This is a genomic window from Flavobacterium marginilacus, from assembly GCF_026870155.1.
Classification (GTDB): Bacteria; Bacteroidota; Bacteroidia; order Flavobacteriales; family Flavobacteriaceae; genus Flavobacterium; species Flavobacterium marginilacus.
Map to the genome: position 1 here is coordinate 1,736,932 of NZ_CP113975.1, position 21,262 is coordinate 1,758,193.

28 protein-coding genes are annotated in these 21,262 nt (G+C 33.8%); all 28 read left to right on the forward strand.

Annotation, left to right across the window (positions count from 1 at the left end):
• Positions 1-24 precede the first annotated feature (24 nt).
• The 28 genes from flxB (at position 25) to OZP07_RS07660 (ending at position 21,255) form a co-directional block, all read left to right on the forward strand.
• Positions 25-756, forward strand: coding sequence for a flexirubin biosynthesis SDR family reductase FlxB (gene flxB / locus OZP07_RS07525; RefSeq protein ID WP_281637843.1), 732 nt, complete (start codon positions 25-27; stop codon positions 754-756).
• A gap of 15 nt (positions 757-771) precedes the next feature.
• On the forward strand, positions 772-2,001 hold the full coding sequence (locus OZP07_RS07530) for a beta-ketoacyl-[acyl-carrier-protein] synthase family protein (protein WP_194640954.1): 1,230 nt from the start codon (positions 772-774) through the stop codon (positions 1,999-2,001).
• Positions 2,002-2,087: 86 nt separating this feature from the next.
• A complete protein-coding gene (locus tag OZP07_RS07535; protein ID WP_194640953.1) occupies positions 2,088-2,339 on the forward strand; it encodes a phosphopantetheine-binding protein in 252 nt (83 codons plus the stop codon).
• Between the two features lie 4 nt (positions 2,340-2,343).
• Positions 2,344-3,228, forward strand: coding sequence for a lysophospholipid acyltransferase family protein (locus OZP07_RS07540; RefSeq protein WP_281637844.1), 885 nt, complete (start codon positions 2,344-2,346; stop codon positions 3,226-3,228).
• A gap of 70 nt (positions 3,229-3,298) precedes the next feature.
• Entirely contained in the window at positions 3,299-4,954 is a 1,656-nt protein-coding gene (locus OZP07_RS07545) for a phytoene desaturase family protein (RefSeq protein WP_194640951.1), read from the forward strand.
• 49 nt (positions 4,955-5,003) lie between these two features.
• Complete coding sequence (locus tag OZP07_RS07550; RefSeq protein WP_281637845.1) at positions 5,004-5,909, forward strand: NADPH-dependent FMN reductase family protein; 906 nt, start codon at positions 5,004-5,006, stop codon at positions 5,907-5,909.
• Positions 5,910-5,914: 5 nt separating this feature from the next.
• Entirely contained in the window at positions 5,915-7,048 is a 1,134-nt protein-coding gene (gene darB / locus OZP07_RS07555; protein WP_194640949.1) for a dialkylresorcinol biosynthesis protein DarB, read from the forward strand.
• A 5-nt stretch (positions 7,049-7,053) separates the two neighbouring features.
• Positions 7,054-7,488: a hotdog family protein gene (locus tag OZP07_RS07560; RefSeq protein WP_281637846.1), complete on the forward strand. Its 435-nt coding sequence runs from the start codon at positions 7,054-7,056 to the stop codon at positions 7,486-7,488.
• Positions 7,489-7,497: 9 nt separating this feature from the next.
• Positions 7,498-7,968 (forward strand): hotdog family protein, encoded by a 471-nt coding sequence (locus tag OZP07_RS07565; RefSeq protein WP_281637847.1) that lies wholly within the window; start codon positions 7,498-7,500, stop codon positions 7,966-7,968.
• Between the two features lie 9 nt (positions 7,969-7,977).
• A complete protein-coding gene (gene DarG, locus OZP07_RS07570) occupies positions 7,978-8,382 on the forward strand; it encodes a flexirubin biosynthesis protein DarG (RefSeq protein ID WP_194640947.1) in 405 nt (134 codons plus the stop codon).
• Positions 8,382-9,380 (forward strand): BtrH-related acyltransferase DarH, encoded by a 999-nt coding sequence (darH, locus tag OZP07_RS07575; RefSeq protein WP_281637848.1) that lies wholly within the window; start codon positions 8,382-8,384, stop codon positions 9,378-9,380. Before DarG ends, darH begins: the two co-directional genes overlap by 1 nt.
• A gap of 65 nt (positions 9,381-9,445) precedes the next feature.
• Positions 9,446-10,144, forward strand: coding sequence for an ABC transporter ATP-binding protein (locus OZP07_RS07580; protein WP_281638460.1), 699 nt, complete (start codon positions 9,446-9,448; stop codon positions 10,142-10,144).
• 7 nt (positions 10,145-10,151) lie between these two features.
• A complete protein-coding gene (locus OZP07_RS07585) occupies positions 10,152-11,417 on the forward strand; it encodes an ABC transporter permease (protein ID WP_281637849.1) in 1,266 nt (421 codons plus the stop codon).
• Complete coding sequence (locus OZP07_RS07590) at positions 11,392-11,841, forward strand: acyl-CoA thioesterase (protein ID WP_194640944.1); 450 nt, start codon at positions 11,392-11,394, stop codon at positions 11,839-11,841. Before OZP07_RS07585 ends, OZP07_RS07590 begins: the two co-directional genes overlap by 26 nt.
• Before the next feature lies 1 nt (position 11,842).
• Complete coding sequence (locus OZP07_RS07595; protein WP_281637850.1) at positions 11,843-12,976, forward strand: beta-ketoacyl-[acyl-carrier-protein] synthase family protein; 1,134 nt, start codon at positions 11,843-11,845, stop codon at positions 12,974-12,976.
• Positions 12,976-13,590 carry a 3-oxoacyl-ACP synthase gene (locus OZP07_RS07600; protein ID WP_194640942.1) on the forward strand — a complete coding sequence of 205 codons (615 nt, stop codon included), beginning with the start codon at positions 12,976-12,978 and terminating at the stop codon, positions 13,588-13,590. The genes OZP07_RS07595 and OZP07_RS07600 overlap by 1 nt, the downstream gene beginning before the upstream one ends.
• Positions 13,591-13,592: 2 nt before the next feature.
• The gene (locus OZP07_RS07605; RefSeq protein ID WP_194640941.1) at positions 13,593-13,850 is read left to right on the forward strand and encodes a phosphopantetheine-binding protein; all 258 of its coding nucleotides are present in this window, start codon (positions 13,593-13,595) and stop codon (positions 13,848-13,850) included.
• 122 nt (positions 13,851-13,972) lie between these two features.
• Entirely contained in the window at positions 13,973-14,212 is a 240-nt protein-coding gene (locus OZP07_RS07610; protein ID WP_194640940.1) for a hypothetical protein, read from the forward strand.
• The gene (locus OZP07_RS07615; RefSeq protein WP_194640939.1) at positions 14,212-14,613 is read left to right on the forward strand and encodes a type II toxin-antitoxin system VapC family toxin; all 402 of its coding nucleotides are present in this window, start codon (positions 14,212-14,214) and stop codon (positions 14,611-14,613) included. The genes OZP07_RS07610 and OZP07_RS07615 overlap by 1 nt, the downstream gene beginning before the upstream one ends.
• Positions 14,614-14,709: 96 nt before the next feature.
• Positions 14,710-15,912 (forward strand): beta-ketoacyl-[acyl-carrier-protein] synthase family protein, encoded by a 1,203-nt coding sequence (locus OZP07_RS07620; RefSeq protein WP_281637851.1) that lies wholly within the window; start codon positions 14,710-14,712, stop codon positions 15,910-15,912.
• A gap of 121 nt (positions 15,913-16,033) precedes the next feature.
• Positions 16,034-17,098 carry a beta-ketoacyl synthase chain length factor gene (locus tag OZP07_RS07625; RefSeq protein WP_281637852.1) on the forward strand — a complete coding sequence of 355 codons (1,065 nt, stop codon included), beginning with the start codon at positions 16,034-16,036 and terminating at the stop codon, positions 17,096-17,098.
• On the forward strand, positions 17,095-17,868 hold the full coding sequence (locus OZP07_RS07630; RefSeq protein WP_281637853.1) for a polysaccharide deacetylase family protein: 774 nt from the start codon (positions 17,095-17,097) through the stop codon (positions 17,866-17,868). The genes OZP07_RS07625 and OZP07_RS07630 overlap by 4 nt, the downstream gene beginning before the upstream one ends.
• Positions 17,858-18,493, forward strand: coding sequence for a flexirubin biosynthesis/transport protein LolA2 (gene lolA2, locus OZP07_RS07635; protein WP_194640936.1), 636 nt, complete (start codon positions 17,858-17,860; stop codon positions 18,491-18,493). Before OZP07_RS07630 ends, lolA2 begins: the two co-directional genes overlap by 11 nt.
• Complete coding sequence (gene lolB2 / locus OZP07_RS07640) at positions 18,471-19,094, forward strand: flexirubin biosynthesis protein LolB2 (RefSeq protein ID WP_281637854.1); 624 nt, start codon at positions 18,471-18,473, stop codon at positions 19,092-19,094. The genes lolA2 and lolB2 overlap by 23 nt, the downstream gene beginning before the upstream one ends.
• An 8-nt stretch (positions 19,095-19,102) precedes the next feature.
• Positions 19,103-19,711 carry an outer membrane beta-barrel protein gene (locus OZP07_RS07645; protein WP_194640935.1) on the forward strand — a complete coding sequence of 203 codons (609 nt, stop codon included), beginning with the start codon at positions 19,103-19,105 and terminating at the stop codon, positions 19,709-19,711.
• A gap of 3 nt (positions 19,712-19,714) precedes the next feature.
• On the forward strand, positions 19,715-20,365 hold the full coding sequence (locus OZP07_RS07650) for a porin family protein (RefSeq protein WP_281637855.1): 651 nt from the start codon (positions 19,715-19,717) through the stop codon (positions 20,363-20,365).
• A gap of 3 nt (positions 20,366-20,368) precedes the next feature.
• Positions 20,369-20,740, forward strand: a complete 372-nt coding sequence (locus tag OZP07_RS07655; RefSeq protein ID WP_281637856.1) for an ApeI family dehydratase — start codon at positions 20,369-20,371, stop codon at positions 20,738-20,740.
• A 32-nt stretch (positions 20,741-20,772) separates the two neighbouring features.
• On the forward strand, positions 20,773-21,255 hold the full coding sequence (locus OZP07_RS07660) for a hypothetical protein (protein WP_281637857.1): 483 nt from the start codon (positions 20,773-20,775) through the stop codon (positions 21,253-21,255).
• Positions 21,256-21,262 lie beyond the last annotated feature (7 nt).

A 21,262-nucleotide genomic window follows, 5' to 3' on the forward strand; every position in this document is an offset into this window, starting at 1 on the left:
AAATCTACAATTTAAATTTTATATATGAAGTGTGCATTGGTAACAGGAGGTTCAAGAGGAATTGGCAGTGCTATCTGCGAAAAATTGGCACTGGATAGTGATTATCATATTTTAATTAATTACCATTCCAATAAAAAAGCTGCTGAGGAAACTTTGGAATCTGTAGTGGCAAAAGGTGCTACTGGGGAAATTCTGCAATTTGATGTTGCTGATTTTACCGAAGTTCAGTCAGTATTGACACAATGGCAAGAGGCAAATCCAAAAGCGGTTGTCGAGGTCATTGTAAACAATGCAGGAATTACAAAAGACGGTTTGTTCATGTGGATGAGCCAAGATGATTGGTCAAGTGTTATAAATACCAGCTTGAATGGTTTTTTTAATGTGACTAATTTTTTTATGCAAAAAATGCTTCGTAATAAATATGGACGCATTGTAAATATGGTGTCTTTATCGGGAGTGAAAGGTACGGCAGGGCAAACCAATTATTCGGCTGCTAAGGGTGCAATAATAGGTGCTACCAAAGCTTTGGCGCAGGAAATAGCCAAAAGAAACATTACTGTAAATGCCGTTGCTCCGGGTTTTATAAAAACAGATATGACCAGCGAACTTGATGAAGCCGAATTGACAAAAATGATACCTTTAAATCGTTTTGGTGAAGCTGATGAAGTTGCGGATCTGGTTAGTTTTCTTGTTTCGAAGAAAGCCAGCTATATTACTGGTGAAGTGATTAATATTAATGGTGGAATTTATTCATAAAAATAAAAGTTATCAATGAATAATAGAGTAGTCATAACGGGAATGGGAATTTATTCCTGTATTGGAACTTCGCTTGATGAAGTAAAAGATTCTTTATTTGAAGGAAAGTCTGGAATTGTATTTGATCCAGAACGCAAGGAATTTGGTTTTAGATCAGCTTTGACGGGTACAGTACCTAAACCGGATTTAAAAAATTTACTTTCCAGAAGACAAAGAATAAGTCTTGGAGAGGAAACGGAATATGCATATATGGCAACTATTGAAGCCTTAAAAAATGCCAATATTGATGATGCTTTTTTTGAAAAAAATGAAGTTGGCGTTATGTATGGTAATGATAGTGTATCTAAGGCTATTATTGAGGCAACAGATATTATTCGTGAGAAAAAAGATACTACTTTAATAGGTTCGGGGGCTATTTTTAAGTCCATGAATTCGACTGTTACCATGAATCTTTCGACAATTTTTAAGCTGAGGGGGATTAATTTGACAATTAGTGCTGCCTGTGCGAGCGGTTCTCATTCTATTGGGATGGCATATTTTTTAATTAAAAGCGGTTTTCAGGATATAGTTATCTGTGGAGGAGCTCAGGAAATTAATAAATATGCGATGAGTAGTTTTGATGGTTTGGGTGTTTTTTCTGCCAGAGAAGATGAACCGGCCAAAGCTTCAAGACCTTTTGATGCCAATCGCGATGGATTAATTCCAAGCGGTGGTGCTGCTACTTTGATTTTGGAGTCTTATGATTCGGCAATAAAAAGAGGAGCCACTATCTTGGCAGAAGTAATCGGATATGGATTTTCATCCAATGGAGGCCATATCTCTACTCCAAATGTCGAAGGCCCTTCTACGGCAATGCAAAGAGCCTTGGATGAAGCAGGCATAAAGTCAAGTGAGGTTGATTATATTAATGCCCATGCAACGTCAACTCCCGTAGGAGACGATAATGAAGCAAAGGCTATTTTTGAAGTTTTTGGAGAGAATAATCCTTATGTCAGTTCAACAAAATCAATGACAGGACACGAATGCTGGATGGCTGGAGCGAGTGAGGTAATTTATTCTATTCTGATGATGCAGAATGATTTCATAGCACCAAATATTAATTTGGAAACACCAGATGCTGATGCTGCAAAATTAAATTTGGTTAAAACAACGTTAAATAAAAAAATTGATATATTTTTGTCGAATTCCTTCGGTTTTGGAGGTACGAATTCAGCATTAGTAGTTAAAAAGTATAAAAAAAAGTAATGAAATAAGCATTCCTTAAAATTGGTCATAAAGACTAAAGTTAATATGCGATTACATGTTTCCCATAAAAAAATATTAAATATTACATGAATAAAGAAGAAATTATTGAGAGAGTAAACGGGTTTTTAATTGATGAATTTGAGGTGGATGGTGATGATATCCAGTTTGAAGCAAATTTAAAAGACACTTTGGGACTGGATAGTTTAGATTATGTAGATCTTGTTGTATCCATCGAATCAAACTTTGGAGTAAAATTAGTTGAAGGAGATTTTGTAGGAATAGACACTTTTCAAAGTTTTTATGATCTTATAGAAAATAAAATTAAATCAAAGGCTTAATGTAATGAGTCAATGGGATGGAAAATCTAAAGGTACTGTTCTTGGGTACAAAATTTTTGTTTTCTTCATTAATAAAATTGGAGTAAAAGCAGCCTATTTTGTACTTTATTTTGTAGCAGCGTATTATTTTATTTTCCTCAAAAAAAGCAATGACTCGATCTTTTATTATTTTAGAAAAAGGCTGGGGTATCCGTATTTAAAATCTAAAACGATGGTTTTTAGAAGTTATTATACATTTGGACAAACCATTATTGATAAAATTGCAATCGGTGCTGGTCTAAAGGATAAGTTTACTTATGAGCACGATGGTAAGGAGTTTATTATCAAATTGTTAAAAGAAAAGAAAGGTGGTGTATTAATTAGTGCCCATATTGGAAATTTTGAGATAGCCGAGCATTTTTTTAGTGAAGTTGATTTTAATCTGCAAATAAATCTGGTTACTACCGATTTAGAGCATTCTGCAATAAAGAAATATCTTGAAAGTATTACTAAAAAACCTAGGATCAATTTTATATTAATAGGAGAGGATTTGTCTCATATTTTCGAAATTAATTCTGCACTGGCCAGAAATGAGTTGGTTTGTTTTACTGGCGATAGGTATTTTGAAGGAGTAAAATCGTTAAGCGAAAATTTATTGGGGCAAGAAGCTCTTTTTCCTGCAGGACCATTTCTTATTGCATCCAGATTGAAAGTTCCTGTTCTTTTTGTTTATGTAATGAAAGAATCTAATTTGCATTATCATCTTTATACCAGAGAAGCCAAAGTAAAGCACCGTGACGAAAAGGGTTTACTGAAAGAATATACAGAAAGTGTAGAAGGTATGATAAAAAAATATCCTTTGCAGTGGTTCAATTATTTCGATTTTTGGAACCAATTAAGTAATAAGTAATTTAACGTTTAATTATGCTAAAATTCAGTTTTTTCATTGATTTTGTATTTTATAAAACCGCATGCAAACTATGAAAAAATATGATTCAATCATTATAGGATCAGGTGTAGGTGGATTGGCAACAGCAATTTGTTTAGCACGTGCTGGTCAAAAAGTTTTGGTACTAGAGCAGCATTACGTTCCTGGTGGATGGAGTCATAGTTTTACTTTAAATGGGCAACGATTTAGTCCAGGAGTTCACTATGTGGGACTTATAGGCAACGGGCAGTCTACGAATGAATTGTATCGCGGGTTAGGGATTGCAAATGATATGGTTTTTTTCCGAATGAATGACAAAGGATATGAACATGCTATTATTGGTGAAGAAACCTTTAGTTTTCCATCAGGGGTTGAAAATTTATCAGAAACTCTTGTTAAGCGTTTTCCAAAAGAAAAAAAAAATATTGTAGAATATTTAACTCTTGTGCAAAGAGTTAACAGAGAACTCCAATTAATACCTAAGTTAAAAGGGTTTTGGCAAAATATTACAGTGCCTTTTAGAACCAAACACTTTGGTAAGTTTTCCTTATTTTCATTAAAAAGAGTAATCAGTTGGCATATCAAAGATCCTTTATTAAAGGCTGTTTTAAATGTGCAATGCGGCGATCATGGACTTTCGCCAAAGAGAGCTTGTTTTCCGGTACATTGTTCTGTAATGAGTCACTATCTTGAAGGAGGATTTTATCCCATGGGCGGGGGAGGAGGAATTGTAAAGGCAATGACCAACGGTGTCAAGAAACATGGAGGTGAAGTTCGAGTCAAACAAGATGTAAAAAAAATAATTATAGAAAACAAAAAAGCAATTGGGGTTCAACTTAAAGATGGAACAGTAATTTATGCTAAAAATGTTGTTTCAAACGCAGATCCAGCTGTTACTTATTTAAATCTTATTGGAAAATCAAATCTCAGTAAAGGATTAGTAAAAAAATTAGAAAAAACAAAATATTCAGTCAGCTCACTTATTTTATTCTTGACCTTGGATATGGATGTCACTCAGTTTGGGATTGATTCGGGTAATATTTGGATGATGAAGGATGAAAATGATGATGCTAATTTTGATGATTTAATGAATAATGATATCACAGAGGGTGATTTGTTTCCAGCGGTATTTATAAGTTGTACCACAATAAAAGATCCAGTGAGTTTTAATGGCAGGTATCATAATTTTGAAGTGGTAACTTACGTGAATTATGATAATTTAAATGGTTTTAACGGGTTAGAGGATTATCATAATGAAGCATACATTATTTTTAAAGAAAAAGTAATAAATAAATTGATGAATAATATTGAGAAAATTATTCCTGGGGCAAAAAAAAATTGTGTACAAGCAGAGTTGGGTACTCCTAAAACAAATGAATTTTATGTTAATTCAACAAGAGGAAATGTGTATGGAACTGAAAAAACATTAAATCAAGTTGGTCCGTTCTCGTATAAAAATAAATCCGAAATAAATAACCTATATCTTTGTGGTGCGAGCACACTTTCTCATGGAATCGGAGGAGCTACACATTCTGGTGTTGTTGCAGCTTCGCTAATTTTGGGATGCCAACCCGATGATTTGATTATTGAAGATGCGAATCAAAAGTTAAGAATTTATGATGCGGAAGATACTGCAACATGGCCAGATTGGGTTCATGTTAAGAGAGCGCATAAATCAAGAAATTTTAAAGAAATAAATGTCTATTAGTCTTATGTATTAATTTAAGTTATATTCGCTTTTGTAAAAAAAAACATGTATGAAAAATGTCCTTGTAATCTATTATTCTCAATCGGGACAATTAGAAACTATTGCCAGAAATATAGCAAAACCGTTTTTAGATTCAGAAAAAATAAATGTAGTGTTTCATGAAATTAAAATGGAGCAATCTTTCCCATTTCCTTGGAATAATGATGCTTTTTTTAATGCTTTTCCAGAATCATTTTTGCAGATTCCTGCTCCTATTAAACCCATTCCAAATGAAATAATGGAAATGAAGTTTGATTTGATTCTTTTGAATTATCAGGTTTGGTATTTAACACCTTCAATCCCCGTAAATTCTTTATTGAAAAGTCCGGAAGCCAAAATTTTATTTAAGGATACACCAGTTGTAACAATAAATGGTTCCAGAAACATGTGGTTCATGGCGCAGGAAAAAGTCAAAGTTTTATTGAAGCAAAATAATGCTTTATTAAAAGGGAATGTGGCTTTAGTAGATAGAGTAGGGAATCTGATAAGTGTGATTACAATTGTAGAGTGGATGTTTTCAGGAGTTAAAAAAAGGTATCTTGGAATTTTTCCATTACCCGGAGTTTCAGATAAAGATATTCGTGAATCAACAAAATTCGGAGAAGTAATTCTTGCAGGCTTTAATGAGAATGATTTAGATAATTTGCAAACGAAATTGGTTGCGATTAATGCAGTAAAAGTAAGTTCCTACTTAATTAGAGTTGATAAAACAGCTAATAAAATTTTTTCAAAATGGTCAAATTTCATCATAACTAAAAGGGAATCAAGAAAATTTTGGACAAAAATATTTAAAGTGTATTTAATACTAGCTATTTGGGTAGTTTCACCAATAGTTTATATATTACACGTTCTTACGTATCCGTTAAAAATTAAAAAAATAAAGCAGGAATTAGAATATTATAAAGGAGTAAATTAGATTATATGTTTGATGTATATATTACAAAAGCGGCGAAGTGCTTGCCAAATGAAGCTGTTTTTAATGATGAAATGGAAGATTATTTGGGATTGATAAATGAAACAGCATCCAAAGGCAGAAGATTAATATTAAGAAATAATAAGATTGTAAGCCGTTATTATGCACGAGATAAAAATGGAAACAGTACTCACAATAACGCTGAAATAACTCATATAGCCATTCAGGGATTATTTGATAATCGTTTTACTGATCAAGATGTGGAATTGTTATCTTGTGGAACTGCTACTCCAGATGTTCTTGTTCCGTCTCATGCGGCAATGGTACATGGCTTATTAAAAAATAAAAATCTGGAACTTAATTCATCTTCAGGGGTGTGCTGTTCAGGGATGAACGCCTTAAAATTTGGTTATCTTTCAGTAAAATCCGGAAATACAAATAATGCAGTTTGCTCTGGTTCTGAAAAAGTTTCTTCGTGGCTGTCTGCCAATAGATTTGAAAATGAAATTGTTAATCTAAAAAAATTGGAAGAGCAGCCCATAATTGCTTTTAGAAAAGATTTTTTAAGATGGATGCTGTCTGACGGAGCGGGTGCCTTTTTATTGGAAAACAAGCCAACTGGAGCTATTTCCTTAAAAATAGAATGGATGGAAGCTTATTCTTATGCACATGAAATAGAGACATGCATGTATGCTGGAGGAGATAAATTAGAAAATGGCGATATAAAACCTTGGAATGATTTTGATCCAAATGAATGGCTCAGCGAATCTATATTTGCAGTTAAACAGGATATAAAAGTGCTTGATGAACATATTTTGGTTAAGGGTGCCGAAAGTATGAAAGAAGCATTGGATAAAAACAATATTACTGCTGATCAAATTGATTACTTTTTGCCACACGTTTCTTCTCATTATTTTGTAGATGGTTTAAGAGAATCATTGGCAGAAAAAGGAATGGTAATACCAATGGAAAAATGGTTTATGAATTTGGCATATGTTGGGAATGTCGGTTCGGCTTCAATTTATCTGGCCTTAGAAGAATTAATGAATTCAGGTAAACTGGTAAAAGGGAACAAAGTTCTTTTGTCTGTGCCGGAAAGCGGTCGTTTTTCGTATGCGTATGCTTATTTAACAGTGTGTTAATGACGATGACAGCTAATAATCCAATAGGCATCAAAGATTTTGTGGAGACTTTAATTCCTCAAAAAAAACCGTTTGTAATGGTCGATACTTTGTATAGCTATTCTGAAACTGAGTTAGTGTCTGGGTTTACCATTCAGGATGATGCTGTTTTTTTTAAGGATGATTCCTTTGTAGAATCTGGAATTATAGAGCACATGGCTCAGTCTGTGGCATTGCATACAGGATATCAGTTTTATTTGAGAAATGAACAGGCTCCCACAGGTTATATTGGTTCCATAAATAAATTGGAAATAAAAGTGCTTCCCAAACTTTATGACGAAATAAGGACAACAGTTACTGTTATACAGGAATTTGGAGGAGTAACTTTGGTAGATATTGTTAGTAAATTGAACAATGTAGAAATAGCCAAAGGACAGATGAAAACTGTTTTGGCTAAATAATTAAAAACAGTGAATAAGAAAGATACATCAAAACTTGTAAATAGTAACCATTACCTGCCTCATCGTGCTCCCATGCTGATGGTGGATTTTATTTTAGAGATTGATGATGAAAAAGTAGACACTATTTTTCAAATTAAAGCAGAAAATATATTTCTGAAGAATGATTTATTCACGGAATCTGGTCTGGTCGAAAATATGGCGCAAACCTGTTCGATGATTGTCGCCAAGGATTACTTTATTGATGAAAATAATAATGCCAAGACAGGAGCAGATGTTATTGGTTTTATCAGCGGAATTAAAACCTTAAAAATATATTCACTGCCAGAAGTTAATTCAACTCTTGTTACCAAAGCGGTATTAATTTCGAAATTTATTTCGGACTCATACAGTTTGTGTACTATACAATGCAAAACGTATAAGGAAGACGAAATGCTGTCAGAAGGAGAAATTACGTTGTTTATTCAAAATAATAATTCCTAGAGAAAGAAAATGAAAAAAGAAGAAGTACCTCAAGATAAAGGAAATCTTTCTAAAACAAATATGAAAGAGCTGGTGTATGCTACGGATGAAAATGGCAATTATACAACTGCCTTAAGTTCTGGCTGGGAACCAAAAAGTATTGCTCTTTCTAATTCGATTGAAGAAATTAGCGAACGAATTGCTGTTGCCAAGGCTCAGGTAGAAAATAACGAGGTAAGTCCTATTAGTTATTATATGGAGTTATGCAGAATGGATATCGGCGTACTTTCCAGTTATGTGGGAATGTGGCAATGGCGTGTTAAAAGACATTTTAAGCCTAAGGTTTTCGCAGGATTAAGTGACAGTATTTTAAAAAAATATGCCGACTCTTTTAATATAACTGTAGAGGAATTGAAAAATTTTAAGACTAATTAATGAAAACCGATTTTACACATTATCAATCTGCTCATTGTGAGAATGGAGTGGCTTCCAATTTGTTAAAACATAATGGATTGAATATTAGCGAACCAATGGTTTTTGGAATTGGTTCGGGACTTTTCTTCGTTTATCTCCCATTTCTAAAAGTAAATTACGCTCCTGCGATAAGTTATAGACCTATGCCGGGTCAAATTTTCAATAGACTGGCGAAACGATTGGGCTTGAAAATTAAAAGACAAAAATTTTCCAGCCAAGCCAATGCCGTTAAGACATTGGACGAAAATTTAAAAAATAATATTCCTTCAGGATTGCAGGTGGGTGTATACAACCTGACGTATTTTCCTGATGAGTACCGTTTTCATTTCAACGCACACAATCTGGTAGTTTATGGAAAAACAGAAACGGATTATTTAATTAGTGATCCAGTTATGGAAAACGTAACTACATTGACACACGACGAATTAAATAAAGTGCGTTTTGCCAAAGGGGCTTTTGCTCCAAGAGGTCAAATATATTATCCGATTCAGGTTCCTGCAAATGTAGACTTGAAAGGGGCAATTATAAAGGGTATCAAAAATACCTGTCGCGATATGCTGGCGCCAATGCCAATAATTGGTGTTCGCGGAATTCGTCTTGTTGCCAGGCTAATTAAAAAATGGCCAGTTAAGGAAGGAACTAAAAAAGCGAATCATTATTTGGCTCAAATTGTCAGAATGCAGGAAGAAATTGGAACCGGGGGTGGTGGTTTTAGATTTATATATGCAGCTTTTTTACAGGAAGCGGCAGTCATTTTGAATAATGACGAATTGCAAAAATTGTCGCTGGAAATGACCGCTATAGGTGATTTATGGAGAGATTTTGCTGTCGAAGCCTCACGGGTTTATAAAAATAGAAGTACCAAAGCTGATGTTTACAATTTGCTTTCCGACCAGCTTTTAAGTATTGCCGATAAAGAAGAAGTGTTTTTTAAGAAACTCAAAAAAGCAATAAGCTAAATACAATCATATTGAAGTCAATTATCCAAATATCACATCTGTCTAAATTATACAATGATGCCGAAATGTATTCATTGAATGATTTTTCTATGGACATAAACGAAGGAAATATTTTTGGACTGCTTGGGCCAAACGGAGCTGGTAAAACAACATTGATTTCGATTCTTTGCGGTTTGGTAAAACCTACTTCGGGATCTTTCACGATTGACGGATTAAATTACTCGGTCAATGCCAATGAAATCAAGAATAGAATTGGCGTTGTTCCTCAGGAATACGCTTTGTATCCAACCTTGACAGCAAGAGAGAATCTGCTATATTTTGGGAGTATGTATGGTTTAAAAGGTGACGTTCTAAAAGAAAAAGTAATTGACAGTCTGGATCTTTTGGGATTGCTGAAATTTGCTGATAAGCGTATCGAGACTTTCTCCGGCGGGATGAAACGCCGTGTCAATTTGATTGCAGGGATTTTGCATAATCCAAAGGTACTTTTCCTTGATGAACCTACGGTAGGAGTCGATGTACATTCAAAAAATGTAATTATTGATTATCTCAAGGAACTTAATAAAAAGGGTACAACCATAATTTACACGTCACACCATTTATCCGAAGCGCAGGATTTTTGTAACCATATTGCTATAGTCGACAGAGGAGTAATTTACACTCAGGGGACACCTAAGGATTTAATTGCGGCTACAGCCAATGCCAGAAATCTTGAAGATGTTTTTATTTCATTAACAGGAAAAGAACTGAGAGATGCTATATAAACTTTGGATGTCAGTTTACAAAGAATTCTTGTTGTTGAAGCGGGATATGGGAGGTGTTGTGACTCTTTTTTTAATGCCATTGGTATTAATTATCACCGTTACACTTATTCAGGATAGCTCTTATAAAAAAGGACAAGAGACTAAAATTCCAATAATTTTAGTTAATTATGATAATGGAAAGGTTTCTAAAACGCTTTTTGATAATTTAAAAAAGAGTGATGTTTTTAGTGTCATTACCGCTTTTGACAATAAAAAAATTACTGAAGCTGAAGCCAAAGATGCTGTTTTTAGCGGAAAATATCAAATGGCAATTATCATTCCGCCGCATTTGAGCAGCGATCTGCAGGCCAAAATTGATCAGAATGTTCAAAAAATTGTAAGCAGTCTGGGTTTTTCAGATTCGTTGGCAACGAAACCAATTGCAAAAATTGTCGATCAAAAAGAGGTCAAGCTTTATTTTGATCCTGCGGTTCAATTGAGTTTTAGAAGCGGCGTGATGAATGCTATCGACAAAATGATTGCCCAAATAGAAACCAAATCGATTTATACTTCTTTTCAGGATGAACTTGGCGGCGAGGATGCTCAATTTGAACAAAAAAGTTTTATTACATTCAAAGAGATTATTCCGAAAATAAATGACAAAGAAATTCTTCCGAATTCGGTGCAGCATAATGTTCCTGCTTGGACACTTTTTGCAGTTTTTTTTATTGTAATTCCGTTGTCAATCAATATGGTAAAGGAAAAAAGTCAAGGGACTTTTGTGCGATTGCGAACCAATCCTGTTTCCAATAGAGTTGTTTTGGCGGGTAAAACAGTGATGTATTTAATCATTTGCCTGATACAGTTTTACATGATGATTGCAGTGGCTGTATTTCTGTTTCCGCATTTAGGGTTACCCCCTTTAAATGTTGAAGGAAATTTAATTTTAATGAGTATCGTAGCACTGTTTTCAGGTTTAGCAGCGATTGGTTTCGGAATATTATTGGGAACTATTGCCAAGACACAGGAACAATCGGCTCCGTTTGGTGCTACGTCTGTGATAATTTTGGCGGCTATTGGCGGTGTTTGGGTTCCGGTGTTTGCCATGCCCAAGGTGATGCAGATTATCGCACAATCCTCACCAATGAATTGGGGTCTGGAAGCTTTTTATGATGTACTTTTGCGCAACGGATCTCTATTGGATCTGCTGCCTGAATTATTTTTATTGTTTTTATTTTTTATAGTTACCACAACTTTAGCATTGCTGTATGATAAGAAGAAAAGAGCTGTATAAAGAAGCAGCTGCCTTGACCGTTTCACAGGAAATTCGTGTTCGATTTAACGAAGCAGATTCACTTGGAATAGTATGGCATGGTCATTATATTACTTATTTTGAGGATGGAAGGGAAGCCTTTGGACGTAAACATGGTCTTGCCTATCTGGATGTTTTTGCCAATGAGTTTACGACTCCCATTGTAAAAACAACTCTAGAACATAAATTGTCGCTGCGTTACGGTGATGTAGCCCGGATAGAAACGACTATTGTAGATACGCCCGCAGCAAAAATGATATACAGGTTTACCATTTACAATATAAAAAATGAAGTGGTCTGTACAGGTGAAACCGTTCAGGTTTTTTTAGACAAACACGGTGAATTAATGTTGACAAACCCTCCATTTTACACGGAATGGAAAAGAAAAGTAGGCTTAGTTAAATAGCATGGCAAAAGAAGTTTTTATAACCGAAACGAACTGCATTACACCCATTGGGTTTGATGTTGCTGCCAATATAAAAAACATTGGTAATGGGGTTTCCGGTATTCAATTGCAGGATAATCCAAAGTTACTGAATGCACCTTTTTATGCAGCTGTTATTAATGATGCTGAATTGGATTTGGCTTTCGCCAAAGTGACTTCTGCAGAGGGTTATTCGAGATTGGAGAAAATGATGATTTTGGCATTGGAACCAATCATTAAAAATGTAAAAGCGGCATCAGACGAACGTACCGGTTTTATACTTTCGACAACCAAGGGAAATATAAAAGCTTTAGAAAATTCAAGTAATATTGAATCCGCTTATTTGGATGTACTGGCTAAAAAAATTGCTGCTTTTTTTGGATTCAAAAACGAACCTATTGTGGTTTCTAATGCTTGTGTTTCAGGAATTTTGGCAGTTTCAGTTGCCAAAAGGTTAATTCAGGCGAATTTATATGACAATGTATTTGTTGTCGCAGGTGATGAAGTTTCAAAATTTGTTTTATCGGGATTCAACTCCTTTCAGGCAATGAGTAATTTGCCGTGCAAGCCTTATTCGGTTAACAGAACGGGAGTAAGTCTGGGAGAAGCTGCAGCCGCCGTTTTGGTTTCTTCAAATAAAGAAAACGCTAAAATAAAAATAATAGGCGATGGCTCCATCAATGATGCCAACCATATTTCGGGACCTTCCAGAACAGGAGAAGGGCTTTACCGAAGTATTCAAAGCGCTTTGGCGGAAGCCAAAATAGACAGTAATCGAATCGATTATATTTCAGCTCATGGTACGGCAACACCTTATAATGACGAGATGGAAGCTATTGCGTTAAACAGGTTAGAACTCGAAAATGTACCGGTAAATAGTTTTAAAGGGTATTACGGGCATACATTAGGAGCTTCGGGATTATTAGAAACCGTTATCGGAATAGAATCGGTTAAGGAGAATACATTGTTTGCGTCATTAGGATTTGATACCATTGGAGTAACCCAGCCGATTAAGGTTATTGAAAAAAAGACGGATGCGGACATTCGTTATTTTCTAAAAACTGCTTCAGGTTTTGGAGGATGCAATACAGCTGTTTTATTTGAAAAAGTATATTAATGACAGTAAATAAAAATTATATTCACTCTTTTTGTACCATTCAGAAAAATACAGTTTTTTTGAATGGAGAAGCCGTTTTTACCGCCGAAGAGGATTCGTTTGCCGGTTTTTCAAAGAAAGGATATCAGCATTTTGAAATAAATTATCCGAAGTTTTTTAAAATGGATAATCTGAGTAAATTGGCTTTTTTAGGTGCCGAATTACTTTTGGCAACAGCCGAAAATTCAGCAGAAAGCAATACTGCATTAGTATTTGCCAATAAATCCTCGAGTTTGGATACCGATGTTAAGCATCAGAATTCGATTTCAGATTCTGAGAATTATTACCCAAGTCCGGCAGTTTTTGTTTATACATTACCTAATATCTGTTTAGGAGAAATAAGTATTAAACATCAATTGAAAAGCGAAAATTCTTTCTTTATATTTGCGGACTATGACCCGGTATTTATGGAAAACTACTGCAATATACTTTTGGAAACCCAAAAAGCGGACAAAGTTTTATGCGGATGGGTGGAATATTATAATGAAGAGTACAAAGCCTTTTTTTATCTGCTTGATAAAAAAGGCGAAAGAGAACACAATCACGAACAATTAAAAAAACTATACAATAAATAATTATGGAAGCATTAAAGCAGGAATTAAAAAGTAAAATAATAGAAGTTTTAAACCTTGAAGATATCACTGTTGCTGATATTAATGATGACGATGCTTTGTTTGGAGATGGTTTAGGACTTGATTCTATTGATGCGTTGGAACTTATTGTGATGCTTGATAAAGATTATGGAATTAAATTAGTAGATCCAAAAGAGGGAAAGACTATTTTTAAGTCTATCGAAGTTATGGCAGCTTATATTTCGGAGAATAGAGTGAAATAATTTTAGAATTTAGAGGACAGATTTAAGTAATAATCTTTTACTCTGATTCAGCATCAGACATTGGGATAAATCATTTGACAAAAAATGTAAAATAGCCTATCTTTGAATTAAAACATCGCAAAATGACTTTTACAGACAAAAATATAATAGAAAATTATTTTGGATTATTCGAGAGTTTAGATTCAATGAGCAAACTTGAACTTATAGAAAAGTTAACGAAATCATTAAAGGCGGAAACTAAAAACAAAGAAAATAATTTTTATAAATCTTTCGGTGCTTTTTCGACTGAAAAAACTTCCGATGAAATAAATGCAGATATAAAATCAAGTAGAAAATTTAGAACGAAAGAAATTAAATTCTAATGAAATATTTACTTGATACTAATATTTGTGTACATTTTTTGCGCGGAAAATTTGAAGTTGACAAAATACTTAAATCAAAAGGTCTCGAAAATTGCTATATCTCAGAAATTACGGTTTTAGAATTAAGATTTGGTGCTGAAAATAGTGCCGACAAAATAAAATCGCACAAAGCAGTAGATATTTTTTTAAAAGGAATTGTCATAATTCCAATCTACGGTTCAATAAAAAAATACGCTGAAGAAAAAGTCCGTTTAAATAAATTAGGTAAACCTCAAAATGATGATTTCGATTTATTAATTGGTGCAGCTGCAATAGAAAATAAATTAATTTTAGTAACCGAAAATATTAAAGATTTCGAAAGATTGAAAGGTATTGAACTTGAAAATTGGATTGTTAGATAATAAGTTTTCAACTCACTTTTTTAAGATTTAAAGTTTAGAAATGCTATTTTTATTTAATGTTCTGTTTATTCGAAATCTAAAATCAAAAAATCTATAATGAATAAAGGTGTCGCCATTACCGGAATGGGTATTATTTCTTCAATTGGAAATTCAGTTGAGGAAAATTATAATGCATTGCTGAATAGCCAGGCAGGAATTACAACGATCGAGAATATTGCAACCGTTCATGCCGATGTTATCAAGGTGGGCGAAATTAAAAAGACCAATCAGGAATTAATAGATGAGCTGGGCTTAGGGAAGGACAATAATTTTTCCCGAACCGCCATGCTTGGAACCATCGCTGCTAAACAAGCGGTAAAAGATGCCGGAATTACTTCTATTAACGAGTATAAAACGGGATTAATCTCAGCTACGAGTGTGGGCGGAATGGATATGACAGAACGCTATTACCAAGAATATTTTGAAAATCCTGATGTTGTAAAATACATCAGCTGTCATAATGCAGGTGATAATACCGATAAAATGGCAAACGAACTGGGGTTGGAAGGTTTTGTAACTACCATCAGTACTGCGTGCTCGTCAGCTGCAAATGCCATAATGCTGGGAGCCAGAATGATAAAATCCGGTAAATTGGATCGTGTTATTGTGGGCGGAACAGATGCAATGTCCAAATTTACCATCAATGGATTTAAAACACTGATGATTTTATCGGATGGTTATAATAAGCCATTCGATAATAATAGAAAAGGATTAAATCTCGGAGAAGCCGCTGCCTTTCTGGTTTTGGAATCAGAAGAATTGGTTAAAAAAGAAAACAAAAAAGTTTTGGCAAGAGTTTCGGGTTATGCCAATGCAAATGATGCTTTTCATCAAACTGCTTCTTCAGAAAATGGAGATGGTGCTTTTCTGGCAATGGAAAAAGCATTTAAGGCAGCCCAATTGAAACCGGAGCAGATTGATTATGTCAATGTCCACGGAACTGCAACTCCAAATAATGATTTATCCGAAGGGCGGGCAATGGTTCGGCTGTTTGGCGAAAATAAGGTTCCCGATTTCAGTTCTACCAAGCCTTTTACAGGACATACATTGGCCGCTGCCGCTGCTATTGAAGCCGTGTATAGTGTATTGGCAATTCAAAATAACGTCGTTTTTCCAAATTTGAATTTTGAGACGCCAATGGCTGAGTTTGATTTGGTACCCCAAACAGCTTTAAAGCATAAAAATATAGAACATGTGCTTTCTAATTCTTTTGGATTTGGAGGAAATTGTTCGACTTTGATATTTTCTAAAAGCGAATAAAAATAGAATACTAATTTTACGAATTAGCACGAATTGGTTTGTGAAATTAAAAGGCTAATGTTTTATATTCGTGTAAATTAGTGCAAATTAGTGCAATTCGTGTTAACTTTTTTGATTAAAAATGAGTAAGATTTTTATAAATGGATTAGGCTGTATTTCGGCCCAAAAAACCTTTGATAGTCTTTTTCTTGAAGAATCGGCAGTAAATGAGGTGGATACTGTTTTACCCATTAATCAGCCTGTTTATAAGGATTTTATTTCTCCAGCAGCGAGCAGGAGAATGGCAAAAGGAGTTAAAAATGGCATAGTTGCTTCGACTCTGGCTTTGCGGGAAGCTCAGCTGGAGACCGTTGATGCCATTATTACTGGAACCGGAATGGGCTGTATCGAAGATTCGGAGAAATTTTTGAAGGCAATTTTGGATAACAATGAAGAGTTTTTAACGCCTACCTCTTTTATTCAATCGACACACAATACTGTTGGCGGTCAAATTGCGTTGGGACTGCAATGCAAAGCCTATAATTTGACGTATGTAAATGGTTCTATTTCTTTTGAATCGGCACTATTTGATGCCAAAATGATGATGGATGAAAATGATGCTTCTTCCGTATTGGTTGGCGGAATAGATGAAACGGCCGATTATACAATGTCACTTTTCAGACTTGCAGGTTTTGTAAAAAATGAAAACCAAGGACTTGATTCATTTTTAAAAAGTATAACCAAAGGTGCTGTTCAGGGTGAAGGTGCTGCGTTTTTTGTAGTTGAAAAAGAAAAGAAAGCAGCAACAATAGCTGCTGTTTTGGATGTTGAAATTCTGAATATATTGGAAATTGATAAAATTGAAAATAAAATCAGTTCTTTTTTAGCTTTCAATAATTTGAAGCTTACGGATATTGATGCAGTAGTTTTGGGTTATAATGGCGATGTGGATTCTGATTTGTATTATAAAGATTTATCAGAAGTTACTTTTGCAGATATACCACAGATTTATTACAAACATTTGAGTGGCGAGTATAATACTGCCTCGGCATTTGGGCTGTGGGTTGGAGCCAAAATTATTCAGACTCAAAGTATTCCCGATATTGTAAAAGTAAATACAATAGATAAAGAAACGTATAATACAATTTTGTTGTACAATCAGCGCAACGGAATAGATCATAGTTTCACTTTAATTTCAAGCTGTTGAAGTATATCCTGACAAATGTATTTTTTATTTTACTGCTTTTGCTGCTCGCTTTGGCAAGCTTTTACGTAGTAATCGATGTCAGATATTTTGTATTTGTGGGTATTTTATGGTTTATAATTGTATTTATCGGGTCTTCTTTTATTGGATCAAATTACCATGTAAAAACCTTTTGCAGTAATCCATTAATAACTGAAAAGAAAATAGCAATAACCTTTGATGACGGTCCAAATGAAATGACAGCTGCTGTTTTGGAAGTTTTAAAAAAGTATGATGTCAAGGCTGCGTTTTTTTGCATTGGTAAAAATATCGAATCACATCCCGAAATTTTAACGGAAACCATAAAGCAGGGCCACGCGATAGGAAACCATTCGTACAGTCATTCTCCTTTTTTTGATTTTTACAGCAAAGCTAAAATCATCGCCGAAATTGAGAAAACAGATGCTTTAATTGAAACGATTTTAGGAAGGAAAACTACCTTGTTCAGACCGCCTTATGGTGTTACCAATCCTTCCATTCGTAAGGCATTGGCTGTGACAAGACACAAAACTATTGGATGGAATATTCGATCATTGGATGGAGTTTTTAAAAATAGAAAATTTTTATTGGACAGAATAATTAAAAGAATTAAACCGGGAGGAATTGTACTTTTGCACGATACCTCTATCGAAACGGTTAATGTGTTAGAGCAGTTACTGTCTTTTTTAGAAAAAAACAATTACAGTGTTGTTCCGTTGGAAGAACTCCTGAATATAAAAGCGTATGAAAACTAAAATTTTTATAGTAGTACTTTTTTTGAATGTTTGTCAATTTCAGTCTTGGGCACAAGAGCAAAAGATGAGTGACGGAGAAGTTACTGCATTTAAACAGTCAGTGGCTGTGGTGTCTAAAAAAATAAAGACTTTGAGTACTGATTTTGTGCAGTACAAGCATTTGGATTTTCTGTCAAAAGATATTGAAACTTCGGGGAAAATGATTTTCAAAGAGCCTTATTCCTTGCTCTGGCAATATAAAAAGCCATACAATTATTCAATCGTTTTTAAAAATGGAAAGATACTTATCAATGACGAGGGAAAGAAAAGTGCCGTAGATATTGGAAGCAGTAAATTGTTTGGAAAAATCAACAAACTGATTGTTGGAAGCGTGAGCGGAGATTTATTTGATGACAAGGAATTCTCTATTTCGTATTTTAAAAATAAAGATCAAAACATCGCTAAGTTTATTCCCAAAGATGCGACTCTTAAAAAATATATCAAACAAATCGATTTAACTTTTGATAAAGAAGATGCGACTGTGATTCAGGTTAAATTATTGGAATCCTCTGCAGATTATACCCGAATTGTCTTAAAAAATAAAGTAATCAATACCAAAGTCGATGAAGCTTCTTTTTCGAATTAGTATCATAGCCTTTTTATTGGCATCATGTGCCGGTAATAAGCTAGTTAAGGATTACAAAGCTGTGCCTTTGGAAACAGCCGTTTTTGATGTTCCCTATTTTTCAAATCAGGAAATTGATTATGTGTATAAAGCCAATATTTCAGTTTACGGAAATGAGCTGACAGGCATTTTTATTGCCAAAAAAATAAACGATACCACGCATAGAATTGCTTTTACTACCGAATTTGGCAATAAGCTGCTCGATTTTGAAATTTCCGAATCAGATTATAAAGTCAATTTTATTCTGGAAGAATTGGATAGAAAGTTATTGGTAAATACTTTGGTAACGGATTTTAGATTGCTTTTGCGAAGTCATTATATCACAAGCAATCAATTTGATAACGGTGAGGAAAGCGTTTATGAGACTTTGGATAAAAATAAAATGAATTATTTATACGTTTCGAAAGGGACAAATAAATTAAGTAAAATTGTACACGCTACTAAAAGAAAAGCAAAAATTAACCTCTATTATACTTCTAAAAATGATATTTTTGCCGATAAGATTACCATCGAGCATAAAAATATAAAATTGAAAATCGAACTAAATTATTTTAATCAATAACTGAAGTGATGAATAATAAAAATCAATTAAATAAAGGTATACTGGTTTTATTTCTTGTCTTTTTTGGGACACTGCAAACGCAAGCTCAGGTTACTTTTAGGCCAGGATTAAGGGGAGGGGGCAATTTTACTCATTTTACAAAAGGAAATGACTACTATTATTATGATACTGACAATATAGATAGTCAAAGGGGGGATTACTCCACAAAAACTGATTTTTATCTTGGTTTTTATGGTGCTTTGAAACTATCAAAATTTTATACTTTGCAACCCGAAATTAATTATTCGGCTCAAGGTTCAAAATATAAATCACCAACTAATGATAATGGTATGTTTAATGTTGATTATTTGTCTTTTGGGGTCGTGAATAAATTTACTTTTGGTGATAAATTTAACATTCATTTTGGTCCAACATTAGATTTTGTAGTAGATAAAAATTTCAATACGGATGCAAGTGTCGATATGGCTTTTGTTTTGGGAGCAGGAATTAGCATAACTCCTAATTTTGGAATAGAAGCAAGAGTTAAAAAAGGAATCATTCCAGTAATTGATTATAATGAGAGTCATACTAATGTGGTTTTTTCGGTGGGAGGAACCTATACATTTGATATAAAATAAGATATGAAAAAAAGAGTAATTACTATTATTTGTTTTGTATTAATTGGAATTGTACAATCAAATGCTCAGGTGACTTTTCAGCCTGGTGTTAAAGGCGGTGTTGTTTTTTCGAGATTGACAAATTTTGATTCGGATTTTAAGACCGGTTTTTATCTGGGAGGTCAATTAGCCATAAAATTTAATAAACTATATACTTTGCAGCCAGAGTTAGTTTATTCACAGCAAGGGGCAAATTCAAATTATAGTGACCTTCTTATAGATAATTATTACAACCAAAGTATCATAACTGTTAATAATTCTGTAAAGCATTCACTTGACTATCTTTCTTTAGGTGCTATCAGTAAGTTTTCTTTTGGAACTGGATTTCATGTTATTGTTGGACCTTCATTAGATTTTAAGGTTAATGATAATTTTGATAAAAGTTATTTTTATAGTGATTCTCCAATAGGATTTGATTTTGCTATTGTTGGAGGATTTGGATTTTCATTTCCAAATGGTTTGTCTCTTGATGCTCGTTTTAAACAGGGAGTAGTTGATATTTATGGTAATAACTACAATACAAATATTGATAACAACAATAATGGGAATTATGACGAAGTAGTTTTGAATCAATCATTTCAGCTTGGTTTATCGTATTCATTTGATATAAAATAAAATATGCTATTAAAAGATTTCTATACAGTAAAAGTGTTGGAAAACATTGTTGATTCCAAGTATAAAGCACAAATCACAATCAATGAAAAGCATGAAGTTTTTGAAGGACATTTTCCTGGAAATCCTATTATGCCGGGTGTATGCATGATGCAGATTATAAAAGAATTAACAGAGCAGATTACAGCCAGCTCCTTATTTATGGAATCTTTAAGTAATGTTAAATTTATGGCATTGATTAATCCATTTGTAAATCCGGATCTGCTTTTGGAATTAGATATAAATACAACGGATGATAATTTGATTAAGGTTAAAAATGTTAGTTATTTTGACCAAACAGTTGCCTTGAAATTAAGCTGTGTTTATAAGAAAATATAATAAATACTGTACCTGTTTTTAATTTTGATGTCATGAAAATTACCTTTCTTTTTATTTTCTTTTTTTTCGCAAATCCTTCGGTTACCGAAATCAGAAAGTTATATAAGACCGCTGCTGCAACGGAAAGCGTTGCAAAAGATATGGCAGTAAAATTAGCGGATGTTACCAAAGAGGACAATAATAAAGTCTTGGTTGCCTATAAGGGAGCATCAATAATTATTCTTTCCAAACTGGAAAAAAAAGCAACCGACAAATCTAAAAAATTCAAGGAAGGAGCAGCATTGCTGGAATATGCCGTAACAGCCGAACCCAATGCCATTGAGATACGAATGATTCGTTTGAGCATTCAGGAAAATGTTCCTAAAATAGTCAATTACAGAGGGAATAAAAAAGAAGATAAGAAGTTTTTATTGGATCATTATAAAGAGCAGACGGGAGCCTTAAAAGCGTATGTTGGTGAATTTATTTCCCAGTCCAATAGTTTTAACGCTATTGAAAAACAATTGGTTGAATAGCTTAAGA